General features: G+C 71.1%; 17 protein-coding genes. 11 read left to right on the top strand and 6 right to left on the bottom strand.

Features of this window, described 5'->3' with window-relative positions:
* The first annotated feature begins 18 nt into the window (after positions 1–18).
* Entirely contained in the window at positions 19–507 is a 489-nt protein-coding gene (locus tag ACWD1U_RS05270) for an excalibur calcium-binding domain-containing protein (protein ID WP_451104583.1), read from the top strand.
* A 93-nt stretch (positions 508–600) separates the two neighbouring features.
* Positions 601–1,119, top strand: coding sequence for an NUDIX hydrolase (locus tag ACWD1U_RS05265; protein ID WP_451104581.1), 519 nt, complete (start codon positions 601–603; stop codon positions 1,117–1,119).
* A gap of 178 nt (positions 1,120–1,297) precedes the next feature.
* Here ACWD1U_RS05265 and ppdK read toward each other — a convergent pair whose 3' ends face one another.
* The gene (gene ppdK / locus ACWD1U_RS05260) at positions 1,298–4,045 is read right to left on the bottom strand and encodes a pyruvate, phosphate dikinase (protein ID WP_451104579.1); all 2,748 of its coding nucleotides are present in this window, start codon (positions 4,043–4,045) and stop codon (positions 1,298–1,300) included.
* 405 nt (positions 4,046–4,450) lie between these two features.
* Positions 4,451–5,677, bottom strand: coding sequence for an ROK family protein (locus ACWD1U_RS05255; RefSeq protein ID WP_451104578.1), 1,227 nt, complete (start codon positions 5,675–5,677; stop codon positions 4,451–4,453).
* Positions 5,678–5,796: 119 nt separating this feature from the next.
* On the opposite strand from ACWD1U_RS05255, the gene ACWD1U_RS05250 reads away from it, so the two are divergent.
* From ACWD1U_RS05250 to ACWD1U_RS05240, 3 genes are all read left to right on the top strand, one after another.
* Entirely contained in the window at positions 5,797–7,242 is a 1,446-nt protein-coding gene (locus tag ACWD1U_RS05250; RefSeq protein ID WP_451104576.1) for an MGH1-like glycoside hydrolase domain-containing protein, read from the top strand.
* Positions 7,239–9,176 (top strand): amylo-alpha-1,6-glucosidase, encoded by a 1,938-nt coding sequence (locus ACWD1U_RS05245; RefSeq protein WP_451104574.1) that lies wholly within the window; start codon positions 7,239–7,241, stop codon positions 9,174–9,176. Before ACWD1U_RS05250 ends, ACWD1U_RS05245 begins: the two co-directional genes overlap by 4 nt.
* 152 nt (positions 9,177–9,328) lie before the next feature.
* The gene (locus tag ACWD1U_RS05240) at positions 9,329–11,125 is read left to right on the top strand and encodes a CDP-alcohol phosphatidyltransferase (protein WP_451104572.1); all 1,797 of its coding nucleotides are present in this window, start codon (positions 9,329–9,331) and stop codon (positions 11,123–11,125) included.
* On the opposite strand, the gene dusB is transcribed toward ACWD1U_RS05240, so the two are convergent.
* The gene (gene dusB / locus ACWD1U_RS05235) at positions 11,126–12,286 is read right to left on the bottom strand and encodes a tRNA dihydrouridine synthase DusB (RefSeq protein WP_451104570.1); all 1,161 of its coding nucleotides are present in this window, start codon (positions 12,284–12,286) and stop codon (positions 11,126–11,128) included.
* Between the two features lie 78 nt (positions 12,287–12,364).
* Between dusB and ACWD1U_RS05230 the strand changes: the two genes are divergently transcribed.
* Positions 12,365–13,810 (top strand): MFS transporter, encoded by a 1,446-nt coding sequence (locus ACWD1U_RS05230; RefSeq protein WP_451104568.1) that lies wholly within the window; start codon positions 12,365–12,367, stop codon positions 13,808–13,810.
* 152 nt (positions 13,811–13,962) lie between these two features.
* On the opposite strand, the gene ACWD1U_RS05225 is transcribed toward ACWD1U_RS05230, so the two are convergent.
* Together ACWD1U_RS05225 and ACWD1U_RS05220 are read right to left on the bottom strand one after the other, a co-directional pair.
* Positions 13,963–14,397: a VOC family protein gene (locus ACWD1U_RS05225; protein ID WP_451104566.1), complete on the bottom strand. Its 435-nt coding sequence runs from the start codon at positions 14,395–14,397 to the stop codon at positions 13,963–13,965.
* A 302-nt stretch (positions 14,398–14,699) separates the two neighbouring features.
* Positions 14,700–16,082, bottom strand: a complete 1,383-nt coding sequence (locus tag ACWD1U_RS05220; protein WP_451104564.1) for a glycine--tRNA ligase — start codon at positions 16,080–16,082, stop codon at positions 14,700–14,702.
* 185 nt (positions 16,083–16,267) lie between these two features.
* Between ACWD1U_RS05220 and ACWD1U_RS05215 the strand changes: the two genes are divergently transcribed.
* From ACWD1U_RS05215 to ACWD1U_RS05195, 5 genes are all read left to right on the top strand, one after another.
* Positions 16,268–17,260: a metal ABC transporter substrate-binding protein gene (locus ACWD1U_RS05215; protein WP_451104562.1), complete on the top strand. Its 993-nt coding sequence runs from the start codon at positions 16,268–16,270 to the stop codon at positions 17,258–17,260.
* A gap of 20 nt (positions 17,261–17,280) precedes the next feature.
* Positions 17,281–18,048, top strand: coding sequence for a metal ABC transporter ATP-binding protein (locus ACWD1U_RS05210; RefSeq protein ID WP_451104561.1), 768 nt, complete (start codon positions 17,281–17,283; stop codon positions 18,046–18,048).
* Complete coding sequence (locus ACWD1U_RS05205) at positions 18,048–18,950, top strand: metal ABC transporter permease (protein ID WP_451104559.1); 903 nt, start codon at positions 18,048–18,050, stop codon at positions 18,948–18,950. Before ACWD1U_RS05210 ends, ACWD1U_RS05205 begins: the two co-directional genes overlap by 1 nt.
* Before the next feature lie 57 nt (positions 18,951–19,007).
* Positions 19,008–19,424, top strand: a complete 417-nt coding sequence (locus tag ACWD1U_RS05200; RefSeq protein WP_451104557.1) for a Fur family transcriptional regulator — start codon at positions 19,008–19,010, stop codon at positions 19,422–19,424.
* Between the two features lie 386 nt (positions 19,425–19,810).
* Positions 19,811–20,314, top strand: a complete 504-nt coding sequence (locus ACWD1U_RS05195) for a hypothetical protein (protein WP_451104555.1) — start codon at positions 19,811–19,813, stop codon at positions 20,312–20,314.
* Positions 20,315–20,853: 539 nt separating this feature from the next.
* Here ACWD1U_RS05195 and ACWD1U_RS05190 read toward each other — a convergent pair.
* The gene (locus ACWD1U_RS05190) at positions 20,854–21,684 is read right to left on the bottom strand and encodes an isoprenyl transferase (protein WP_451104553.1); all 831 of its coding nucleotides are present in this window, start codon (positions 21,682–21,684) and stop codon (positions 20,854–20,856) included.
* Between the last annotated feature and the right edge of the window lie 26 nt (positions 21,685–21,710).

The raw sequence follows: 21,710 nt of genomic DNA, 5'->3' as shown, positions 1-21,710 counted from the left end.
GCTTCTGGGGGGATGACCATGACCAACCCGTACACGGGTCCGCACAACAACCCGTACCCCGCGCCGCCGCCCGTGCCGCAGCCCGGGCGGCCCGCGCCCCGCTGGGCCCGTAAGCGCTACGTGCTGCCCGCGCTCGGCCTGGCGCTCTTCGTCGGCATAGGCATGGGCGCCGGCGGCGGGGAGACCACCACCGACGCTAAGCCGGCGTCCGCCAAGCCGCAGCCGACCGTCACGGTCACCGCGACGACCACCGCCACCCCGAGTCCGCTCCCCGAGGAGCCCGCCCCCACCGTCACCGCCACGAAGACCGTCCGGGCCACCACCACGGTCACCGCCCGGGCGGCGGCGGGCGGCGGCTCCGACGACAGCGACTCGGGCGGCGAGGACGTGTACTACGCCAACTGCAGCGCCGTCCGTGCCGCCGGTGCCGCCCCCATCCACCGGGGCGAACCCGGGTACGCCTCCCACCTGGACCGTGACAAGGACGGGGTCGCCTGCGACACCTGAGCCGATCCGGCAGGTGACCATCGGCGGGTCCGGCCGTTCCTCCGGTTGGGCAGCTCGTTTTCGGGCTGTTCAGCCGACGGAAGGGACATCACCGTGGACACGACCGTGCCCGCCACCGACGTACCGCTCGTGCTGCCGCGTGCCGAGTGGGTCAAGACGCTGCCGCAGACCATCGTCGCGTCCTGCGTCCTCCTCCTCGACGCCGAGGACCGGATCCTGCTGCTGCGCTACGCCGGGGGCCAGCCAGCCGCCGGGTTGTGGGGGCTGCCGGGCGGGATGCTCGACCACAACGAGGATCCCGTCGGTGCCGCCTGCCGGGAAGTGCGCGAGGAGACCGGGATCGTGCTCGACCGCACGCCCCGGATCATCGGGTACGACCACCGGGCCGACGTGCAGGGGACGGGCCCGGTGATCGACTTCTACTTCTACGGCGGGCGCCTCCCGGCCTCGCTGTCCGTCCGGCGCAGCACGGAGCACGACGACGACGGCCTGTTCGCCCTGGACGAGCTCGGATCCACCGCCCTGATGCCCCCGTTGCCCGCCCTCACCGCGCTGCACACCGCCGCCCTGACCGGCTCCGTCGTATGCCTGCGGGAAGGACGGCCTGTGTGACCGCCTTCTCGGGGCGGGGACCGCAGGTCCGCCTGACGAACCGGAAGAGCGGGGGCAGCACCTCCGCACAAAAGGTGCCGCCCCCGCTCTCCTTTCGAGTTCCGGAGCCGCCGCGATCGGTGAGGGTCGGGGACCGTCGACGGCTCCGGGTTCCGGTGGGCCCGTGCGGGCCGCGGGGCTAGCGGTGGTCGCTGCCCTGGGACGTGACCGCCGCCCGGCCCGCCTCCAGGCGGGCGACCGGGATGCGGAACGGGGAGCAGGAGACGTAGTCGAGTCCGACCTCGTGGAAGAAGTGGACCGACTCCGGGTCGCCGCCGTGCTCGCCGCAGACGCCGAGCTTGAGGTCGGGACGCGTCTTGCGGCCGGCCTTGGCGGCGAGCTTCACGAGGGAGCCGACGCCGTCCTTGTCGATCGTCTCGAACGGGGAGACACCGAAGATGCCCTTCTCCAGGTACGCGGTGAAGAAGCTCGCCTCCACGTCGTCCCGGGAGAAGCCCCACACCGTCTGGGTCAGGTCGTTCGTGCCGAAGGAGAAGAACTCGGCCGCCTCGGCGATCTGACCGGCGGTCAGGGCGGCGCGCGGCAGCTCGATCATCGTGCCGATGGACAGCTTCAGCTGGGCACCGGAGGCCGCCTCGACCTCGGCGATGACCTTGTCGGCCTCCTCGCGCACGATCTCCAGCTCCTGCACCGTGCCGACGAGCGGGATCATGATCTCGGCGCGCGGGTCGCCCTTGGCGGCCTTGCGTTCGGCCGCGGCCTCGGCGATCGCCCGGACCTGCATGGTGAACAGGCCGGGGATGACCAGGCCGAGGCGCACCCCGCGCAGGCCCAGCATCGGGTTCTGCTCGTGCAGGCGGTGGACCGCCTGGAGGAGGCGGAGTTCGTTCTCGTGGGGTTCCTGGCGGGATTCCGCGAGGGCCACGCGGACCGAGAGTTCCGTGATGTCGGGCAGGAACTCGTGCAGCGGCGGGTCGAGGAGGCGGACGGTGACCGGAAGGCCGTCCATCGACTCAAACAGCTGGACGAAGTCCTGCTTCTGGAGCGGGAGCAGTCCCTTGAGGGACTCCTCGCGCTCGGCCTCCGTGTCGGCCAGGATCAGCCGTTCCACGAGCTCGCGCCGGTCACCGAGGAACATGTGCTCGGTGCGGCACAGGCCGATGCCCTGGGCGCCGAAGCGGCGGGCGCGCAGTGCGTCCTCGGCGTTGTCGGCGTTGGCGCGCACGCGCAGGCGGCGCTTGCGGTCGGCGAAGGCCATCATGCGGTGGACGGCCTCGACCAGTTCGTCGGCGTCGTCGGCACCGGGATGCATCCGGCCCTCGAAGTACTCCACGACCGGGGACGGCACGACGGGTACCTCACCGAGGTAGACCTTGCCCGAGGAGCCGTCGATGGAGACGACGTCGCCCTCCTCGACGACGTGCCCGCCCGGCACGGTCATCCGGCGGCGCTTGGTGTCGACCTCCAGCTCCTCGGCGCCGCAGACACAGGTCTTGCCCATGCCGCGGGCCACCACGGCCGCGTGGGAGGTCTTGCCGCCGCGCGAGGTGAGGATTCCCTCGGCGGCGATCATGCCGTCCAGGTCGTCGGGGTTGGTCTCGCGGCGGATCAGGATGACCTTCTCGCCGGAACGCGACCACTTGACGGCCGTGTAGGAGTCGAAGACGGCCTTGCCGACGGCCGCTCCCGGCGAGGCGGCGATGCCCCGGCCGACCTGCTCGACCTTCGCGCTCTCGTCGAAGCGGGGGAACATCAGCTGGGCGAGCTGGGCGCCGTTGACGCGGGTGAGGGCCTCGGCCTCGTCGATCAGGCCCTGGTCCACCAGCTGGGTCGCGATGCGGAAGGCCGCGCCCGCGGTGCGCTTGCCGACGCGGGTCTGGAGCATCCACAGCACACCGCGCTCGATGGTGAACTCGATGTCGCAGAGATCCTTGTAGTGGTTCTCCAGCGTCTCCATGATCTGCATCAGCTGGTCGTACGACTTCTTGTCGATCTGCTCCAGCTCGGCGAGCGGCACGGTGTTGCGGATGCCCGCGACGACGTCCTCGCCCTGCGCGTTCTGCAGGTAGTCGCCGTAGACGCCCTGGTGGCCGGAGGCGGGGTCGCGGGTGAAGGCGACGCCGGTGCCGGAGTCGGGGCCGAGGTTGCCGAAGACCATGGAGCAGACGTTGACGGCGGTGCCGAGGTCGTGCGGGATGCGTTCCTGGCGGCGGTAGAGCTTGGCCCGGTCGGTGTTCCAGGAGTCGAAGACCGCGTGGATGGCGAGGTCCATCTGCTCGCGCGGATTCTGCGGGAAGTCCCGTCCGGCCTCGGTCTTGACGATCTTCTTGAACTTCGTGACGAGCTTCTTGAGGTCGGCGGCCTCCAGCTCGGTGTCGACCGTGACCTTCTTGGCCGCCTTCGCCGCCTCCAGCGCGTCCTCGAACAGTTCGCCGTCGACGCCCAGGACGGTCTTGCCGAACATCTGGATGAGGCGGCGGTAGGAGTCCCACGCGAACCGGTCGTCGCCGGCCTGCTTGGCCAGGCCCTGCACGGACTTGTCGGAGAGGCCGATGTTGAGGACGGTGTCCATCATGCCGGGCATGGAGAACTTGGCGCCCGAGCGCACCGACACCAGCAGCGGGTCGTCGGCCTGGCCGAGCTTCTTGCCCATCCGGGCCTCCAGCGCGTCGAGGTGCGCACTCACCTCGTCACGCAGTGCCGCCGGCTCCTCGCCGCTGCCCAGGTAGACCTTGCAGGCCTCGGTGGTGATCGTGAAGCCCGGCGGGACCGGAAGGCCGAGGTTGGTCATCTCGGCGAGGTTGGCGCCCTTGCCGCCGAGGAGGTCCTTGAGGTCCTTGTTGCCCTCGGTGAAGTCGTAGACGAACTTCACGCCCTCAACGCTCTTACCGTGCTCAGCTACCTGGGGATCTTTGTTTTCCGACACGGGTCTCGACTCCTCGAGGACGCGGTGGCTGCCCTGACGGCGAGGAACATACCCAGATCGAAGGCGTCTGGGTACGTCCACTCGCGCGTCATACGCCTGTAACCACTCGTCCGCCAGCGGATCGAAAGTCAAGGCTGGACCACGGATCACAGGCTCGTGTTTTCACTTCTTGAACGCAAGATCCTTCACAGACCCCGCTGAGCGCTCACATGAGCGGTGTTCGCCACGCTTGATTTCGCTCGATGAACGATCAAAGGGTGGCACTGAGTGCCACCCTTTGGAGAAGTGCAGCCGCTCGCGCTCCGCTCATCTGAGCGCCACCGTTATCAAGGGTGGCGAGAATCACGCTGCCACAGCCGACCGGATTTCACCATGCGGACGCGTCGCGGGCGCGAAACCGGACCGTCACACCCCGAGCGCGCGCAGCCGTTCCTCGACCCGGTCCGGCGCGTACAGGTGCTCCACGACCATCGCACCGGCTCCCACCAGCCCGGCCCTCTCACCCAGCCGGGCGGTGACCACGTCGAGGTGGGCGGTGGAGCGGGGCAGCGCCCGCTGGTAGAGCAGTTCGCGCACGCCGGTGAGGAAGGGAGTTCCGGCCAGATCTCCGGCGATCATCAGCACGCCGGGATTCAGCAGGGTCACGACGGTCGCGAGGACGTCCCCGACCCGGCGCCCGGCCTCGCGGGCGAGCCCGACCGCCTCCGGGTGCCCGGAGGCCAGCAGATCCCGGATGTCCGAGCCGGAGGAGGCCGGCACCCCGGCCTCCGCCAGCCGCCGCGCGACCGCGCCGCCGCTCGCCACGGCGGCGAGGCAGCCGTAGGAGCCGCACCGGCACAGCGCCTGGGCACCCTCCGGCACCCGGATGTGTCCGATGTCCCCGGCGCCGCCGTCGACGCCCCGGAACAACGAGCCGTCGACGACGACCCCGGCGCCGATGCCGGTGGAGACCTTGACGAGGACGAAGGCGGAGCAGTCGGGGTAGTGGGTGCGCTGTTCGCCGTACGCCATGAGATTGGCGTCGTTGTCCACCAGCACCGGCATCCCGGCGGCGCCGGTGTGCTCGGTGAGCGCCCGGGCCAGCCGGTCCCTTATGTCGTAGCCGTCCCAGCCGGGCATGATCGGAGGCTGGACGACGCGGCCGGTGTCGGTGTCGACCGGGCCGGGCACCGCCAGCCCGACCCCGCACACGGCCTCCGCCCCGTGTCCGGCCTTCTCCAGCAGCTCTGCGAACCAGCGGCCGATTTCGCCGAGCACGGCGTCCGGCCCGTCCTCGACGACGAGGACGCCGGAGTGCTCGGCGAGGATCTCGCCGCTCAGCGACAGCACGGCCGCCCGCGCGTGCCGGGTGTCGAGGTCGGCGGCCAGGACCACCGCGTGCCCGTCGTCGAACTCCAGGGTGATGGAGGGCCGCCCGCCCAGCGGGGAGTCCACCGGCCCCCCGGCACCCTCGCGCAGCCAGCCCGCGCGGAAGAGCCGGTCCAGCCGCTGCCCGACGGTCGCCCGGGACAGTCCGGTCGCCTGCTGCAGGGCACCCCGGGTCGTGGCGCGTCGACTGCGCACCAGTTCGAGAAGGTCCCCGGCGCCGGCCTGGCCCGCGCCTCTTCCGGTCCTCCCGGGCCGTCCGCTCATGCACACCCCTTGTGTTTCTCAACCTTGCCTTACATAGTGGGTTTTGCGTGTTAAATAGACGTAACCCCACGGTAGCCGTTGCCGAGCCGGCCGGCCGGACCTCTTCCGGAGAGCCCCGAGTGGATCGCACCGCCCCACGCGCACCGAGTCCGACCGAGCACACCGTCGCATACGATCCGTCCAGCGCCGCCCCTCCCCTGCACGCCAGGGCCGCCGCCGTGCTGGAGGCCGGCTGGACGGGCGACTCGACCGTGCCCTCGCGCAGCCTGTATCCGCACCAGTGGTCGTGGGACTCGGCGTTCATCGCGATCGGCCTCAGGCACCTGTCGCCGTTACGGGCCCAGACGGAGCTGGAGACGCTGCTGGCGGCGCAGTGGGGGGACGGGCGGATCCCGCACATCGTCTTCAACCCCTCCGTCCCCCTCGACGCGTACTTCCCGAGCCCCGACTTCTGGCGCTCGGCGACCGCCGGGCGCGCGGCCGGCGCCCCGCGCACCGTACAGACCTCCGGGATCGTGCAGCCACCGGTCCACGCGACGGCCGCCTGGCTGGTGCACCTCGCCGACCCGGGCCTGTCCCGGGCGCGCGGCTTCCTCGCCCGGGCGTATCCGCGACTGGCCGCGTGGCACCACTACCTCCTGCACCGGCGCGACCTGGGCGGGGGCGGTCTGGTGTCCGTGGTGCACCCCTGGGAACAGGGTATGGACAACAGCCCCTGCTGGGACCGTCCGTTGTCCCGGATCACTCCGGCCCCGGTCGGCTCCTTCCGCCGCGCCGACCTCGCCCACGGTGCCCCCGCGGACCGGCCGACGGACCTGGACTACGGGCGCTATGTGCGGCTGGCGGCGGACTACCGGGACCGCGGATACGCCGACGAGCCGGACGAGGGTCCGGCGCGTGGCAGGCGACCGGCGGCCGAATTCGCCGTGGAGGACCCGGCGTTCAACGCCCTGCTCATCGCCTCCGAGTACGCGCTGGCCCGCATCGCCCACGAGCTGGGCGCGTCCGGTGCGGCCCGGCAGGCCCGCGCCGAGCGACTGACGGCGGCCCTGGTGGAGCGCCTGTGGGATCCGGCGGCGGGGTCGTTCCTGTGCCGGGACGTGCGCGCCGGTGAACTGATCCAGGAGCGCGGTGTCTCCGGGCTCGTGCCCCTGCTGCTGCCGGCCCTGCCGCGCGACCTGGCGGCGACCCTGGTCCGCACGATGTGCGGCCCGCACTTCGGCCTCGGCGGCACGACCCGCCTGGTCCCGAGCTACGACCTGCTCGGCGCGGCCTTCGACCCGCACCGCTACTGGCGCGGCCCGGCCTGGTTCAACACCAACTGGCTGCTGGAGCGCGGGCTGCGGCTGCACGGCGAGCGCGGCCGGGCCGACGCCCTGCGCACGGGCATCCTGCACACCGCCGGCGCCTCGGATTTCGCGGAGTACGTCGACCCGTACACGGCCCGGGCCTGCGGCACCACCGGCTTCGGCTGGACCGCCGCGCTCACGCTCGACCTGCTGCACGACCGGCCCGCAGGGGGCGGGAACGGCGTCACGTCGATCAAGGGAGGAGACCGGGGATGACGGACCGGCATCATCTGATGGTGCACGGCGGGACGTTCGCCGCCGTGGGCGACCGGGGCGACATCAGCGGACACCGGGGCGGCGGCGCCCCGGACGGCTTGTTCGTACGAGACGCGCGGCATCTGAGCCGGTGGCAGCTCACCCTCGACGGCGCCGTGCCCGAGACGCTGACGCCGGTGGCCGACGGGGACACCGCGCGCTGCGTGCTCGTCCCGCGCGGCGGCCGCGACGAGCCGCCCGCCTGCACGCTCTTCCGCGAACAGGCCGTCGGTGACGCCTCGTTCGTGGAGTCGCTGCGCGTCACCAGCAACCGCCCCGTGCCGACGACGGTCCGCCTCGCGGTGACCGCCGACGCCGACTTCAGCGACCAGTTCGAACTGCGCTCCGACCACCGCACCTACACCAAGGCCGGCGCGGTGCGCTCCCGTCAGGTCCTCGGCCACGGTGTGGAGTTCGGCTACCGGCGCGGCGGGTGGCGTTCCGTCACGACGGTGACGGCCGATCCGCAGCCGGACGCCGTGGAGGAGACCGGCACCGGTGCCCGCCGCCTGGTGTGGACCCTGGATCTCGCCCCGCACGGCACCGCCGAGCTGGTCCTGCGGGTGATGGCCCGCCCGCACGGTGACAGGCGTGCCCTGCGCGTCCCCCGCTCCCCCGCCGCCCTCCAGGAGCAACGCGCGACCCGTGAGGGCCAGTTCATGGAGGGCGTGTGCTTCCCGAGCGGCTGGCCGGAGCTGGCCGCCGCCTGCGCCCGGGGCCTCGCCGACCTCGCCGCGCTCCAGGTCCCGGCGACCGGACCGGACGGCGAGGAACTGCGCGTCCCGGCCGCCGGCGCCCCCTGGTTCCTGACCCTGCTGGGCCGGGACGCCCTGCTGACGTCCCTGTTCACCCTGCCCTACCGGCCCCGGCTGGCCGCCGCCACCCTGCCCGCGCTCGCCGCGACCCAGGCCACGCAGACCGGCGCCGACGGGGTCGCCCAGCCAGGGAAGATCGTGCACGAGGTCCGGCACGGCGAACTGGCCCACTTCGGCCAGGTCCCGTACGGCCGCTACTACGGCTCGGTCGACGCGACCCCGCTGTTCCTCGTCCTGCTGGGCGTGTACACCGACCGCACCGGCGACCCGGCCCTGGCCCGCCGCCTCGAACCCCACGCCCGCGCGGCCGTCGGCTGGATGCTCGACCACGGCGGCCTGACCAGCTGCGGCTACCTCGTCTACCGCGCCGACCGGGGCGGCCTTGCCAACCAGAACTGGAAGGACTCCCCCGGCGCCGTCTGCTCCGCCGAAGGCACCCGCCCGCACGGGCCGGTGGCGGCCGCGGGCGCCCAGGGCTACGCCTACGACGCGCTGCGCCGCACCGCGGGTCTCGCGCGCACCGTGTGGCAGGACGCGACCTACGCGGAGCTGCTGGAGCAGGCGGCCGGTGATCTGCGCGACCGTTTCCAGCGGGACTTCTGGATGCCGGAGCACTCCTTCCCGGCGCTCGCCCTCGACGGCCGCGGCAACCGCGTCGACGCTCTCGCCTCCGACGCCGGGCACCTGCTGTGGTCCGGCCTGCTGGACAAGGAGTACGGCGAACAGGTCGGCCGGCGGCTGCTGGAGCCGGACTTCTTCTCCGGCTGGGGCGTGCGCACCCTGGCGGCCGGGCAGGCGGCGTACCACCCGCTCTCCTACCACCGCGGCTCGGTGTGGCCGCACGACAACGCGCTGATCGCCCTGGGCCTGGCCCGCTACGGGCTGCACGACGAGGCCCGCGCGGTCGCCCGGGGCCTGGTCGACGCGGCGAGCGCCACCGGCCACCGGCTGCCGGAGGTCCTCGCGGGCTACGGCCGCGACACCCACCCGGAGCCGGTGCCGTACCCGCACGCGTGCGTGCGGGAATCCCGCTCGGCGTCGGCCCCGCTGGCGCTGCTCACGGCGGTCGGCGGCGCCTGAGCCCGGTTGGCCGGCCGTTTGCCGGGTGTTTGCCGAGCGCCGGCCCGCCGGTCTGAACGCACTCGGTGGGCGCCCCGTACGGAACGGAGGCGGACCCGTCCCCCCACGCGGGTCCGCCACCTCACCGGGTTTCGCACGGGAAGGACCCTCGGGTGCCTGTCTTCACACGCTTCCGCCAGTCGCCGCAACCGGGCATCCCGGGGGCCGGGTCCGGGGCGGAGCGTGACGAGGGCGAGGCCGCCGTCACGGCGGAGGGGGAGACTCCCGCCCCCCGGTCCCGCCTCACCCGTCTCCGCGCCTGGCGCACCCGCCACCCCCGGACCGCTCGCGTCCTCCACCTGACCACCACCGCCCTCGCCGCCGTCCTGGTCCTCGGTGCTCCGCTCCTGCCCAACACCCTCCCCGCCGTCGAGCCGGACCGCTTCGCGCGGATCCCGGCGGAGGCGGTCGTCGGGGCCGTCGTCATGCTGGTGCTGCCGCGCCGGCCCCGGCTGGTGGCGGCGGTGCTGTACGGGCTCGGACTCACCGCGCTGACCGCGCTGAACCTGCTCGACATGGGGTTCAACGAGTACCTGGGCCGTGGCTTCAACGCGGCGCTCGACTGGGACCTGCTGCCCGACGCGCAGGCGTACGTCGAGGACACGCTGGGCGGGGGCGTCGCGACCGCCGCGGCCGTCGGCGCGGTCGTGCTCGTCCTGCTCGTGGCGGCCGTCATGGTCGCGGCGACGATCCGGCTCGCCGGCGTGCTGGCCCGCCACCGGGTCCGGGCGACCAAGGGCGCCCTGCTCGCCGGCACCGTCTGGGTCACCTGCTCCGCCCTGGGCCTGACGCTGTTCGGCGGTCCGATCGCCTCCGAGCGCGGGGCCGGGGTGCTGCGGGTGCACGCCCAGCGGACGGTGGAGTCACTGCGGGACGAGGCGGCGTTCGTGAGGCAGTCGAAGGCGGACACCTTCGGCAACACCCCGCCCGGTCAGCTCCTGCCGGACCTGCGCGGCAAGGACGTGATCTTCACGTTCATCGAGAGCTACGGCCGCAGCGCCCTCGAGGACCCGATCATGGCCTCCGGCGTCGACCGGACCCTCGACACGAGCACCGAGGCCCTGGCGAAGGCCGGCTTCCACGCCCGCAGCGGCTGGCTGACCTCGGCGACCTTCGGCGGCAGCAGCTGGCTCGGCCACTCCACGACCATGTCCGGCCTGTGGATCGACAACCAGCGCCGCTACCGCACCGTCACCGCCGGCGACCACCTCACCCTCACCAGGGCGTTCCAGAAGACCGGCGCGTGGGACACGGTCGGTGTGATGCCGGGCGTGCAGAAGGGCTGGCCGGAGGAGAAGTGGTATGGCCTCGACAAGCTCTACGACGCCTTCGACCTGGGCTACCGGGGCCCGAAGTTCAGCTGGTCGACGATGCCCGACCAGTACGCGCTGGAGGCGTTCCAGCGCCGGGTGCACGGAAAGGAGCGCGACAAGCCGCTGATGTCGTTCGTCATCCTGACCTCCAGCCACCAGCCCTGGGCGCCCCTGCCGAAGATGGTCGGCTGGGACGAACTCGGCGACGGCTCGGTCTTCGACGCCATCGAGAAGGCCGGCAACAAGGCGTCGGACGTCATCACCGACACCACCAGGTCCCGGCAGGAGTACGGCAAGTCCATCCAGTACTCGGTCACCAGCCTCACCCAGTGGCTGGAGCGCTACGGCACCGACGACACCGTCCTGGTCTTCCTCGGCGACCACCAGCCCATGGCCCGGGTCAGCGGCACGCGCGCCTCCCGCGACGTGCCGGTGTCACTCGTCGCGAAGGACCCGAAGGTCCTGGACAGGATCAGCGACTGGAACTGGACGCAGGGCCTCAGGCCCGACCGCGACGCGCCCGTCTGGAAGATGGACTCCTTCCGCGACCGCTTCCTGAAGGCGTACGGCTCCACCCCGCACCCCTCCGGAGGCTGATCAGCCGCCCGAGGTGTCGAGCTCGGCGTCCACGCCGACCCCGGCGCAGTCGTACGGGTCCTTCAGCCAGCCGTCCGGCAGCACCACGCGGTTGTTGCCGGACGTACGGCCCCGGGGTCCGTCGGCGCCGGCGGGCCAGGGCTGGTCGAGGTCCAGCTCGTCCAGGCCCGAGCGCAGCTCCTGGAGCGACGAGGTGATCGCGAGCCGCTTGCGCATCTCGGAGCCGACCGCGAAGCCCTTCAGGTACCAGGCGACGTGCTTGCGGAAGTCGATCACGCCGCGGGACTCGTCCCCGATCCACTCCCCGAGCAGGGTGGCGTGCCGGACCATGACGTCGGCGACTTCCCGCAGGGCGGGCCGTGCGATGTCCTGGGGGCGTCCCTCGAAAGCCGCCCCGAGATCGGAGAACAGCCAGGGCCGACCCAGGCACCCGCGCCCGACCACCACCCCGTCGCAGCCGGTCTCGCGCACCATCCGCAGGGCGTCCTCGGCCGACCAGATGTCGCCGTTGCCGAGCACCGGGATCTCCGGCACGTGCTCCTTCAGCCGGGCGATGGCGTCCCAGTCGGCGGTGCCGCCGTAGTGCTGGGCGGCGGTGCGGCCGTGCAGGGCGATGGCGGTGACGCCCTCCTCGACGGCGATCCGGCCGGCGTCGAGGTAGGTGATGTGGTCGTCGTCGATGCCCTTGCGCATCTTCATCGTCACGGGCAGATCGCCGGCGCCGCTGACGGCCTCGCGCAGGATCGCCCGCAGCAGGTTCCGCTTGTACGGCAGCGCCGAGCCGCCGCCCTTCCTCGTCACCTTCGGCACCGGGCAGCCGAAGTTCAGGTCGATGTGGTCGGCGAGGTCCTCCTCCGCGATCATGCGGACGGCCTTGCCGACGGTCACCGGGTCCACGCCGTACAGCTGGATCGACCGGGGGCGCTCACTCGCGTCGAAGTGAATGAGCTGCATGGTCTTCTCGTTGCGCTCGACCAGTGCCCGGGTGGTGATCATCTCGCTGACGAACAGGCCCTTGCCGCCGATGGCTCCGTCCTTCGATCCGCCACCGGCGAAGTGCCGGCACAGGGTGCGGAAGGGCGCGTTGGTGATCCCGGCCATGGGGGCCAGGACGACGGGCGGCTGGACGGTGTGCGGGCCGATCTGGAGGGGCGTGGACATTCCTCCATTGTGCCGTGCAATGAGATGGCAAAATTCATTAGTTAGTCACACTATCGAAATGGGCGTACGATGGCGCCCATGCCCGAGCTCAGTCCCCGCCGCCGCATGCTGGTGCTCGCGATCTGCTGCATGAGCCTGCTGATCGTGAGCCTCGACAACACGGTCCTGAACGTGGCGCTGCCGTCCATGCAGCAGGACCTGCACGCGAGTACGTCGGGTCTGCAGTGGACGATCGACGCGTACACGCTGGTCCTGGCCTCGCTGCTGATGCTCGCGGGCTCCACCGCCGACCGGATCGGCCGCAAGCGGGTCTTCATGGCGGGCCTGGTCGTCTTCACCCTCGGCTCGCTCCTGTGCTCCCTCGCGCCGAACCTTCAGGCGCTCGTGGCCTTCCGGATGGTGCAGGCCGTGGGCGGCTCGATGCTGAACCCGGTCGCCATGTCGATCATCACCAACACCTTCACCGACCCGCGCGAACGCGCCCGCGCGATCGGCGCCTGGGGCGCGGTCGTCGGCATCTCGATGGCCGCCGGCCCGCTGGTCGGGGGCCTGCTCGTCGAGTCGGTCGGCTGGCGCTCGATCTTCTGGATCAACCTGCCGGTGGGCCTGGCCGCCCTCCTGCTCACCCTGCGCTTCGTCCCCGAGTCCCGCGCGCCGAGGGCTCGCCGCCCGGACCCGGTCGGGCAGCTCCTGGTGATCGCGCTGTTCGGCTCGCTCACGTACGCGATCATCGAGGCGCCGAGCACGCCGTTCGCCTCCACAGCCCCACTGGCCGTTGTCGCCCTGGCCGCGCTGGCCGGCCTGCTGTGGTACGAACCACGCCGCGCGGAACCCCTGATCGACCTGCGCTTCTTCCGCTCGGCGCCGTTCAGCGGGGCGACGGTGATCGCGATCAGCGCGTTCGCCGCTCTCGGCGGCTTCCTCTTCCTCTCCACGCTGTACCTGCAGAACGTACGCGGGCTGACCGCCCTGGAAGCGGGCCTGTGGATGCTGCCGATGGCGGTCCCGACGTTCCTGTGCGCCCCGCTGTCCGGCCGTCTGGTGGGCACGCGGGGACCCCGGCTGTCCCTGCTGATCGCGGGCGTCGCGATGACGGCGAGCGGCGTGCTCTTCGCCGCGTTCGAGGCGGAGACCTCGAACGCCACGCTCTTCGCGGGCTACCTCCTCTTCGGCATCGGCTTCGGCTTCGTCAACGCGCCCATCACCAACACGGCGGTCTCCGGCATGCCGCGCGCCCAGGCGGGCGTCGCGGCGGCGGTCGCCTCCACGAGCCGGCAGCTCGGGCAGACACTCGGGGTGGCCGTGGTGGGCGCGGTACTCGCGTCGGGCGTCGGCTCGTCCTCGTACCACGAGATGTTCGTGTCCGCAGCGCGGCCCGGGTGGTGGATTCTGGCGGTGTGCGGGTTCGCGGTGTTGGTACTGGGGGCCCTGACCAGTGGGCGGTGGGCTCGCCGCACGGCCGACCGGACGGCGGAGCGCCTGGAGTCGGCGGAGGTACGGCAGACCGTCGGGACGAGCAACTGAGCCGGGCACCGACCCCGGCGGATGTCCGCCGGTGCGTGCCAGGCGCCGCGACTCGGACATCCCGCAGGGTCCTTCGTCTCGCAGGGTCCTTCGCGACTGCCGTGGCAGGTCCCGAAGGAAGACGGCTCCCGCTTCGCCGTCTGGGAGGACGCTCAGTCGAGACAGAACTCGTTGCCCTCGACGTCCTGCATCACGATGCACGACTCGTCGTACTCGTCGGCGAGCAGCACCCGCACGCGTGTCGCGCCGAGCGCGACCAGTCGTGCGCACTCGGCTTCGAGCGTGGCCAGGCGCTCTTCGCCCACGAGCCCGGTGCCGACCCGCACGCAGAGATGCAGCCGGTTCTTGACGACCTTGGCCTCGGGGACGCGCTGGAAGTACAGCCGCGGGCCCACGCCCGCGGGATCACCGCAGACGAACTCTGCGCCCTGCCGCTCCGGCGGCAGAGAGCGGTGGAAATCGCCCCACGTGGCGAACCCCTCCGGTGGCGGCGGTACGACGTACCCCAGCACCTCGCACCAGAAGCGAGCGACGCGCTCGGGTTCCGCGCAGTCGAAGGTGATCTGGACCTGCCTGACCGATGACATCGGCGCACCATAACAGGAGGCGGTGTCGCTCATCTCCCGGTTCTCATCGGCCCGTTGTGGTGTACTCCCGCGCTCGGGACCGGTGGCGGCGAAGTCACCGGTCTTCACGCCGGCCTCGATGATCCGGGTCAGCCGGGCGGTCCGGCGTGCCCATGCCCTCACCCTGGCGCCACCGCGCCCGGGGTCCCAGGACCAGTCGACCGCCGCACTGAAGGGCCGAGCCGCGCACCGGGTCCCCCGAAACGCGACGGTGCCGGGCCCCTCCGCGGAGGAACCCGGCACCGTCGTACGACGAGAAGCGATCAGCAGCCGACCAGGCGGGCCGCCAGGTAGCCCTCGATCTGGTCGAGGGAGACGCGCTCCTGCTTCATCGTGTCGCGCTCGCGGACGGTGACCGCGTTGTCCTCGAGCGTGTCGAAGTCGACGGTCACGCAGAACGGCGTACCGATCTCGTCCTGGCGGCGGTAGCGGCGGCCGATCGCGCCGGCGTCGTCGAACTCGATGTTCCAGTTCTGGCGCAGCGCCTGGGCGAGGCCCTTGGCCTTCGGGGACAGCTCGGGGTTGCGGGACAGCGGGAGCACCGCGACCTTCACCGGCGACAGCCGCGGGTCGAGGCGCAGCACCGTGCGCTTCTCCATCTTGCCCTTGGCGTTGGGCGCCTCGTCCTCGATGTAGGCGTCCAGGAGGAAGGCCAGCATCGCGCGGCCGACACCGGCCGCGGGCTCGATGACGTACGGAGTCCAGCGCTCGCCGGCCTCCTGGTCGAAGTACGTCAGGTCCTGGCCGGAGGCCTTGGAGTGGGCGCCCAGGTCGTAGTCGGTGCGGTTGGCGACACCCTCGAGCTCACCCCACTCGCTGCCGCCGAACTGGAAGCGGTACTCGATGTCGGCGGTGCGCTTGGAGTAGTGGGAGAGCTTCTCCTTCGGGTGCTCGTACCACCGCATGTTCTCTTCGCGCAGGCCGAGACCGGTGTACCAGTTCCAGCGCTGCTCCATCCAGTACTCCTGCCACTTCTCGTCCTCGCCCGGCTTGACGAAGAACTCCATCTCCATCTGCTCGAACTCGCGGGTGCGGAAGATGAAGTTGCCGGGCGTGATCTCGTTGCGGAAGGACTTGCCCATCTGGGCGATGCCGAACGGCGGCTTGCGGCGCGAGGTGGTCTGCACCTGGGAGAAGTTGGTGAAGATGCCCTGCGCGGTCTCGGGCCGCAGGTAGGCGACGGAGCCGGAGTCCTGGGTCGGGCCGAGATGGGTGGACAGCAGGCCCGAGAACTGCTTGGGCTCGGTGAACTGGCCCTTGTTGCCGCAGTTGGGGCAGTTGACGTCGGCCAGGCCGTTCTCCGGCAGGCGGTTGTGCTTGGCCTCGTAGGCCTCCTCCAGGTGGTCCGCGCGGAACCGCTTGTGGCAGGAGGTGCACTCGGTCAGCGGGTCCGTGAAGGTGGCGACGTGACCGGAGGCCACCCAGACCTCGGGGGCCAGGATCACGGACGAGTCGATACCGACCACGTCCTCGCGCGACGTCACCATGTAGCGCCACCACTGGCGCTTGAGGTTCTCCTTGAGCTCGACACCCAGCGGGCCGTAGTCCCAGGCGGCGCGCTGGCCACCGTAGATCTCACTACAGGGGAATACGAAGCCACGGCGCTTGCTCAGGCTGACGATGGTGTCGATCTTGTCGGCGGCCACGGTGCTCTCTTCATTACGACGACGGGCGACGAAGCGAGTTGCTTCCAGCGAATGCTTCAGGTTACCGGCGGGGGCGCCCCCTCAATCAAATCGCTCCCCCTTCGGCGGCCACCAGGCGCTTCCAGGAGACCCCGGTCGGAAACGTTTGTTGACAACGGTTTCCATATTTGTTGAAAATGAGTGTCATGAACGTACGACGACGCCTCATATCCGCCACCGCGGTCACCGCGGCCACCGCCCTGGGCCTCGGCGCCCTCTCCGCCTGCTCCAGCGACAGCGCGGCGACGGACAACACGGACAAGTTCGACGTCGTCGCGTCGTTCTACCCGATGGCCTTCCTCGCCGAGCAGATCGGCGGCGACCACGCGAACGTCACCAGCCTGACCGAGCCCGGCCAGGAGCCGCACGACCTGGAGATCAGCACCAAGCAGCGGGCACAGCTCGAAGAGGCCGACGCGGCGCTCTTCCTCAAGGGCCTCCAGCCCGCCGTCGACGAGGCGGTCTCGCAGACCGGCATCAAGACGAAGATCGACGCGGCCGGCCTGACCACCCTCGAGGACCACGGCAACACCGAGCACAGCCATGAGGGCGAGGAGGGCCACGCCGAGGAGAAGGGGCACGCCGAGGAGGAGGGCCACGCCGAGGAGGAGGAGCACGCCCGCGACCCGCACGTCTGGCTGGACCCGGTGAAGTACGCCGAGGTCGCCGAGGGCGTGGGCAAGGCCTTCGAGAAGGCCGACCCGGACCACGCGGCCGACTACAAGAAGAACACCGCGGCCCTGGTCAAGAAGCTGAACGACCTCAACGGCGAGTTCGAGAAGGGCCTGAAGGACACCAAGACCAAGGTCTTCTTCACCAACCACGCCGCCTTCGGCTACCTCGCCGAGCGCTACGGCCTCACCCAGGAGGCCATCTCCGGCCTCGACCCCGAGAGCGAGCCCAGCGCCGCCCGGGTCAGGGAGCTCCAGCAGGAGGCCAAGGCCGACGGCGTCACCACCGTCTTCTACGAGACACTTGTCTCCGACAAGACCGCGAAGACCCTCGCCAAGGACGCGAAGCTCAAGACGGACGTCCTCGACCCGCTGGAGGGCATCACCGACAAGTCCCGCGGTGACGACTACTTCCAGGTCATGGAAGCCAACCTCAAGGCCCTGCGGACGGCCCTGGGAGCCAAGTGATCGACCCATCGGAGGACGGCATGACCGAGCCCGTCATATCCCTGCGCGGCGTCCGCGCGGACCTGGGCTCGCGCCCCGTGCTGCGCGGCATCGACCTCACCGTGCGCCGCGGCGAGGTCGTCGCACTGCTCGGCGCGAACGGCTCGGGCAAGTCGACGGCCGTGCGCAGCGTCATCGGCCAGGTGCAGCCCGGCGCCGGCGAGATCGAGCTGTTCGGCACGGACCGCAGGCGGTTCCGCGACTGGCACCGCGTGGGTTACGTCCCGCAGCGCACCACGGCCGCCGGCGGCGTGCCCGCCACGGTGACCGAGGTGGTCTCCTCCGGCCGGCTGTCCCGGGCCCGCTTCGGCGTGCTGCGCAAGTCCGACCGCGAGGCCGTGCGGCGCGCCCTGGACCTCGTCGGCATGGCCGACCGGGCCAAGGACTCGGTCGACGCCCTCTCCGGCGGCCAGCACCAGCGCGTCCTGATCGCCCGCGCCCTCGCCTCCGAACCCGAGCTGCTGATCATGGACGAGCCGATGGCCGGCGTCGACCTGGCCAGCCAGGAGGTCCTCGCGCACACGCTGCGCGAGCAGGTCTCCCAGGGCACGACCGTGCTGCTCGTGCTGCACGAACTGGGCCCCCTGGAGCCCCTCATCGACCGGGCGGTCGTACTGCGCGACGGCTGCGTCGTGCACGACGGACCGCCCCCGAAGGCGGTCGGGCAGCACGCCCTCCCCGGCCACGACCACGTACACCCGCACGCACCCGCGGGCGCCGAACCGATCCGCACGGGACTGCTGAGCTGATGGACCTCCTCGACTACGCCTTCATGCAGCGGGCGCTGATCGCCGCCGTCCTGGTCGGCATCACGGCCCCCGCGGTGGGGATCTACCTGGTCCAGCGCCGCCAGGCCCTGATGGGCGACGGCATCGGCCACGTGGCTATGACCGGCGTCGGCCTCGGCTTCCTGCTGACCTGGTCCCCGGTGTGGATGGCGACCCTCGTCTCGATCATCGGCGCGGTCCTCATGGAACTGATCCGCTGGTACGGCAGGACCCGCGGCGACGTCGCCCTCGCGATGCTGTTCTACGGCGGCATGGCCGGCGGTGTGATGTTCATCAACCTCGCCCCGACGGGCTCCAACGCCAACCTGACGTCGTACCTGTTCGGCTCCCTGTCGACGGTGTCCGAGTCGGACGTCACGGCGATCTGCGTCCTGGCCGCCTTCGTCGTCCTCGTCACCCTCGGCCTGCGCCGGCAGTTGTTCGCGGTCAGCCAGGACGAGGAGTTCGCCCGGGTGACGGGCCTGCCGGTGCGCGCCCTGAACCTGCTGACGGCGATCACCGCGGCCGTCACGGTGACGGTGGCGATGCGCGTGGTCGGCCTGCTGCTGGTCAGCGCGCTGATGGTGGTGCCCGTCGCGGCCGCCCAGCAGATCGGCCGCAGCTTCGCCGCCACCTTCGCGATCGCCGTCGCCATCGGCGTGAGCGTGACGATCGGCGGCACCGTCACCTCGTACTACCAGGACGTGCCGCCCGGGGCGACGATCGTGCTGCTGACGATCGGCGCGTTCATCGTGCTGACGGCGCTGGCGGCCCCGCTGGCCCGCCGCCGCGCCCGAGCTCAGGCCGCCGCGAACACCGCGGCCGACCCCGCCGAGTGCGCGATCCCGGGCAGCCGGGAGGCGGCCGACGAGGTCGGCGTCTGACCGCCCCCACCCCGGGCTGGCACAATGGCCCGGCAAGGCAGACGTGAGGAGGCAACGGTGACGACCGCTGGACCGTCCGTGAAGGGCCGCGCCACCAAGCAGCGTGCCGCCGTGGCGGCGGCCCTGCAGGAGGTCGACGAGTTCCGCAGCGCGCAGGAACTGCACGACATGCTCAAGCACAAGGGCGACTCGGTCGGGCTCACCACGGTCTACCGCACCCTCCAGTCCCTCGCCGACGCCGGTGAGGTCGACGTCCTGCGCACCGCCGAGGGCGAGTCCGTCTACCGCCGTTGCTCCACCGACGACCATCACCACCACCTCGTGTGCCGCACCTGCGGCAAGGCCGTCGAGGTGGAGGGCCCGGCCGTGGAGAAATGGGCCGAGGCCATCGCCGCCGAGCACGGCTACGTCAACGTGGCCCACACGGTGGAGATCTTCGGCACCTGCGCGGACTGCGCGGCGGCCGGGGACTAGGGGTTTCGGCGGCGGCGCCACGGCCCGGATCGTCAGCGCTCGCTCGCGCATACCAGAACGCCCTCGTACTCCGCCAAGCCCCAGCCGCTCCCGGCCCCCATGGCCGGCGCGACGAGCGCGACTCCCCCGGAGGGCGCCGTCGTCATCGGCACGGCCCTGGGCCGCCGCTGAAGACCGCCGTCCTGCAGCCCTGCGCCGTCCTGCCCGCCCCGCTGACGGGAGCAAGGAACACCAGGATGCGCACGTCCTCCTACTTGCCCGCGAGACCCAGGTTGGCCCCGTCGCGTAGGTCCTGAAGGCCCTGCGCTATCACGGCTGCTGGGGCGAGGCAGGCCCGGCGCACATCCGCTGCGGCGGGCCCGGCCGGGCATCCCAGGGACTCGTACTTGCGTACGGCCACCTGTATCTTCCGCGCGCCCGCGTCCAGTGTGGCGAAGCCCGTACGCTCGTCGATCTCACGCAGAGCCAGCCGGGCGGCGTCGGACGTGGCGTCGGCCGCAGCCTGGCACCTGGCCGTGAAAACCTGGGGTGACGCGGGGGTACAAGGGGATTTCACGCCCGACCCGAACTTCCCCTCGGCTGTCGAGATGCTCGCTTCCACGGCGTTCTTCACCTTCTCGGCGATCTGGGCCTTCGTCGGGGCGGTCGGCTCCTTCGAGGGTGGAGCAGAACTGCCCGACGGTCTGGCCGAAGGCCCCTCCTCTTCGGAATCACTGCACCCCGCGCAGAAAGCTGCGACCAGACCCGCCACTGCCGCCGCCCGCAACACGTACCGCTTCATCGTCATCCCCTCTGATGGTGGCGTCACTCATCGGGAAGGGCATGCGAGGAGTGGAAAGAGTTTTAAAAGAAGAAACCGTCTGATTGACGCCCACGCGCGAAAGGCATGAAGATCTCCAGCCTGGCACATCCCGCAATATCCCGGAATGGACTCCCCGTGCGTCTCAGGCTCACCTTTGGCGCTGCAATCTGCACTGTCGCCGCCGTCCCCGGCACGGCTCCCTCGGCCTCGATCCTGAGCAGCGGCAGCTGCACGACGTGCTCCAGGGTTGCCCGCAGTACGAATCCAGCACGAGCGGAAGCGGCCAGTTCCAGTACGAGAAGAACAACGCCGCTTCTGTCTACGACGAAGCCGACTGGGCCTCCTGGGTCTTCTGCAACAGCAACTACGGAGCGGAAATGCAGCTCATCAAATGCGGCTCATCGAATTAGTACGCATCAAGAGCGTGCGAAAGCGGTGAGAACCAGAAGACGCCTGAGACCGCTGACCATGACGGCGGCGTCCGCCGCGCTGGTCGGCGGTCTCGTACAGGGCACCCCGCCACCGCCGCGACCACCCCCATCTCACCGTCGCCTTCATGGCGGGGCATCGCCCGGTGAAGGGACCCGGTGCCCTTGCGGGACGAACACAAGGCGTGACCGTTGAGAACTACTCCTGCCTGCCTTCCATGGCCAGCAGCTCCTCGTTCGGGATGGCCCCGCCGAACCGCCGGTCCCGCGAGGCGAACTCCAGGCACGCCCGCCACAGGTCACGCCGGTCGAAGTCCGGCCAGAGCACGTCCTGGAAGACCATCTCGGCGTACGCGCTCTGCCAGAGCAGGTAGTTGGAGGTGCGCTGCTCGCCGCTCGGGCGCAGGAACAGGTCCACGTCCGGCATGTCCGGGTAGTACATGTACTTGGCGAAGGTCTTCTCGTTGACCTTCGACGGATCGAGCCTGCCGCTCTTCACGTCCTCCGCGAGCGCCTTGGCCGCGTCGGCGATCTCGGCCCGCCCCCCGTAGTTCATGCAGAAGTACAGGGTCAGCCGGTCATTGTCCTTGGTCTGCTCCTGGGCGACCTGCAGCTCCTTGGCGACGGAGCGCCACAGCTTGGGCATGCGGCCCACCCAGCGCACCCGGATGCCCAACTCGTCGAGCTGGTCGCGGGTCTTGCGGATGAAGTCCCGGTTGAAGTTCATCAGGAAGCGCACCTCGTCCGGCGACCGCTTCCAGTTCTCGGTGGAGAAGGCGTACAGGGAGATGGCCCCCACGCCCATCTCGATGGCGCCCTGGAGCACGTCCAGCACGCGCTCGGCACCGACCTTGTGCCCCTCGGTGCGCGGCAGGCCGCGGTCCTTGGCCCAGCGGCCGTTGCCGTCCATGACGATCGCCACATGCTGTGGTACGAGCTCTCCGAGCTTCGGCGGCCGCGCGCCGGACGGGTGCGGCTCCGGCGTCCTGTACTCCCGGCGCTGGCGCCCCAGGATCCCGCGTACGGCCATGTGTGTCTCGTCTCCTCGGCTTGCTT

Source organism: Streptomyces sp. NPDC002788 (genome assembly GCF_053592115.1).
Note: the sequence above shows the minus strand (reverse complement) of the source record. Positions and strands in the feature narration are given on the sequence as shown.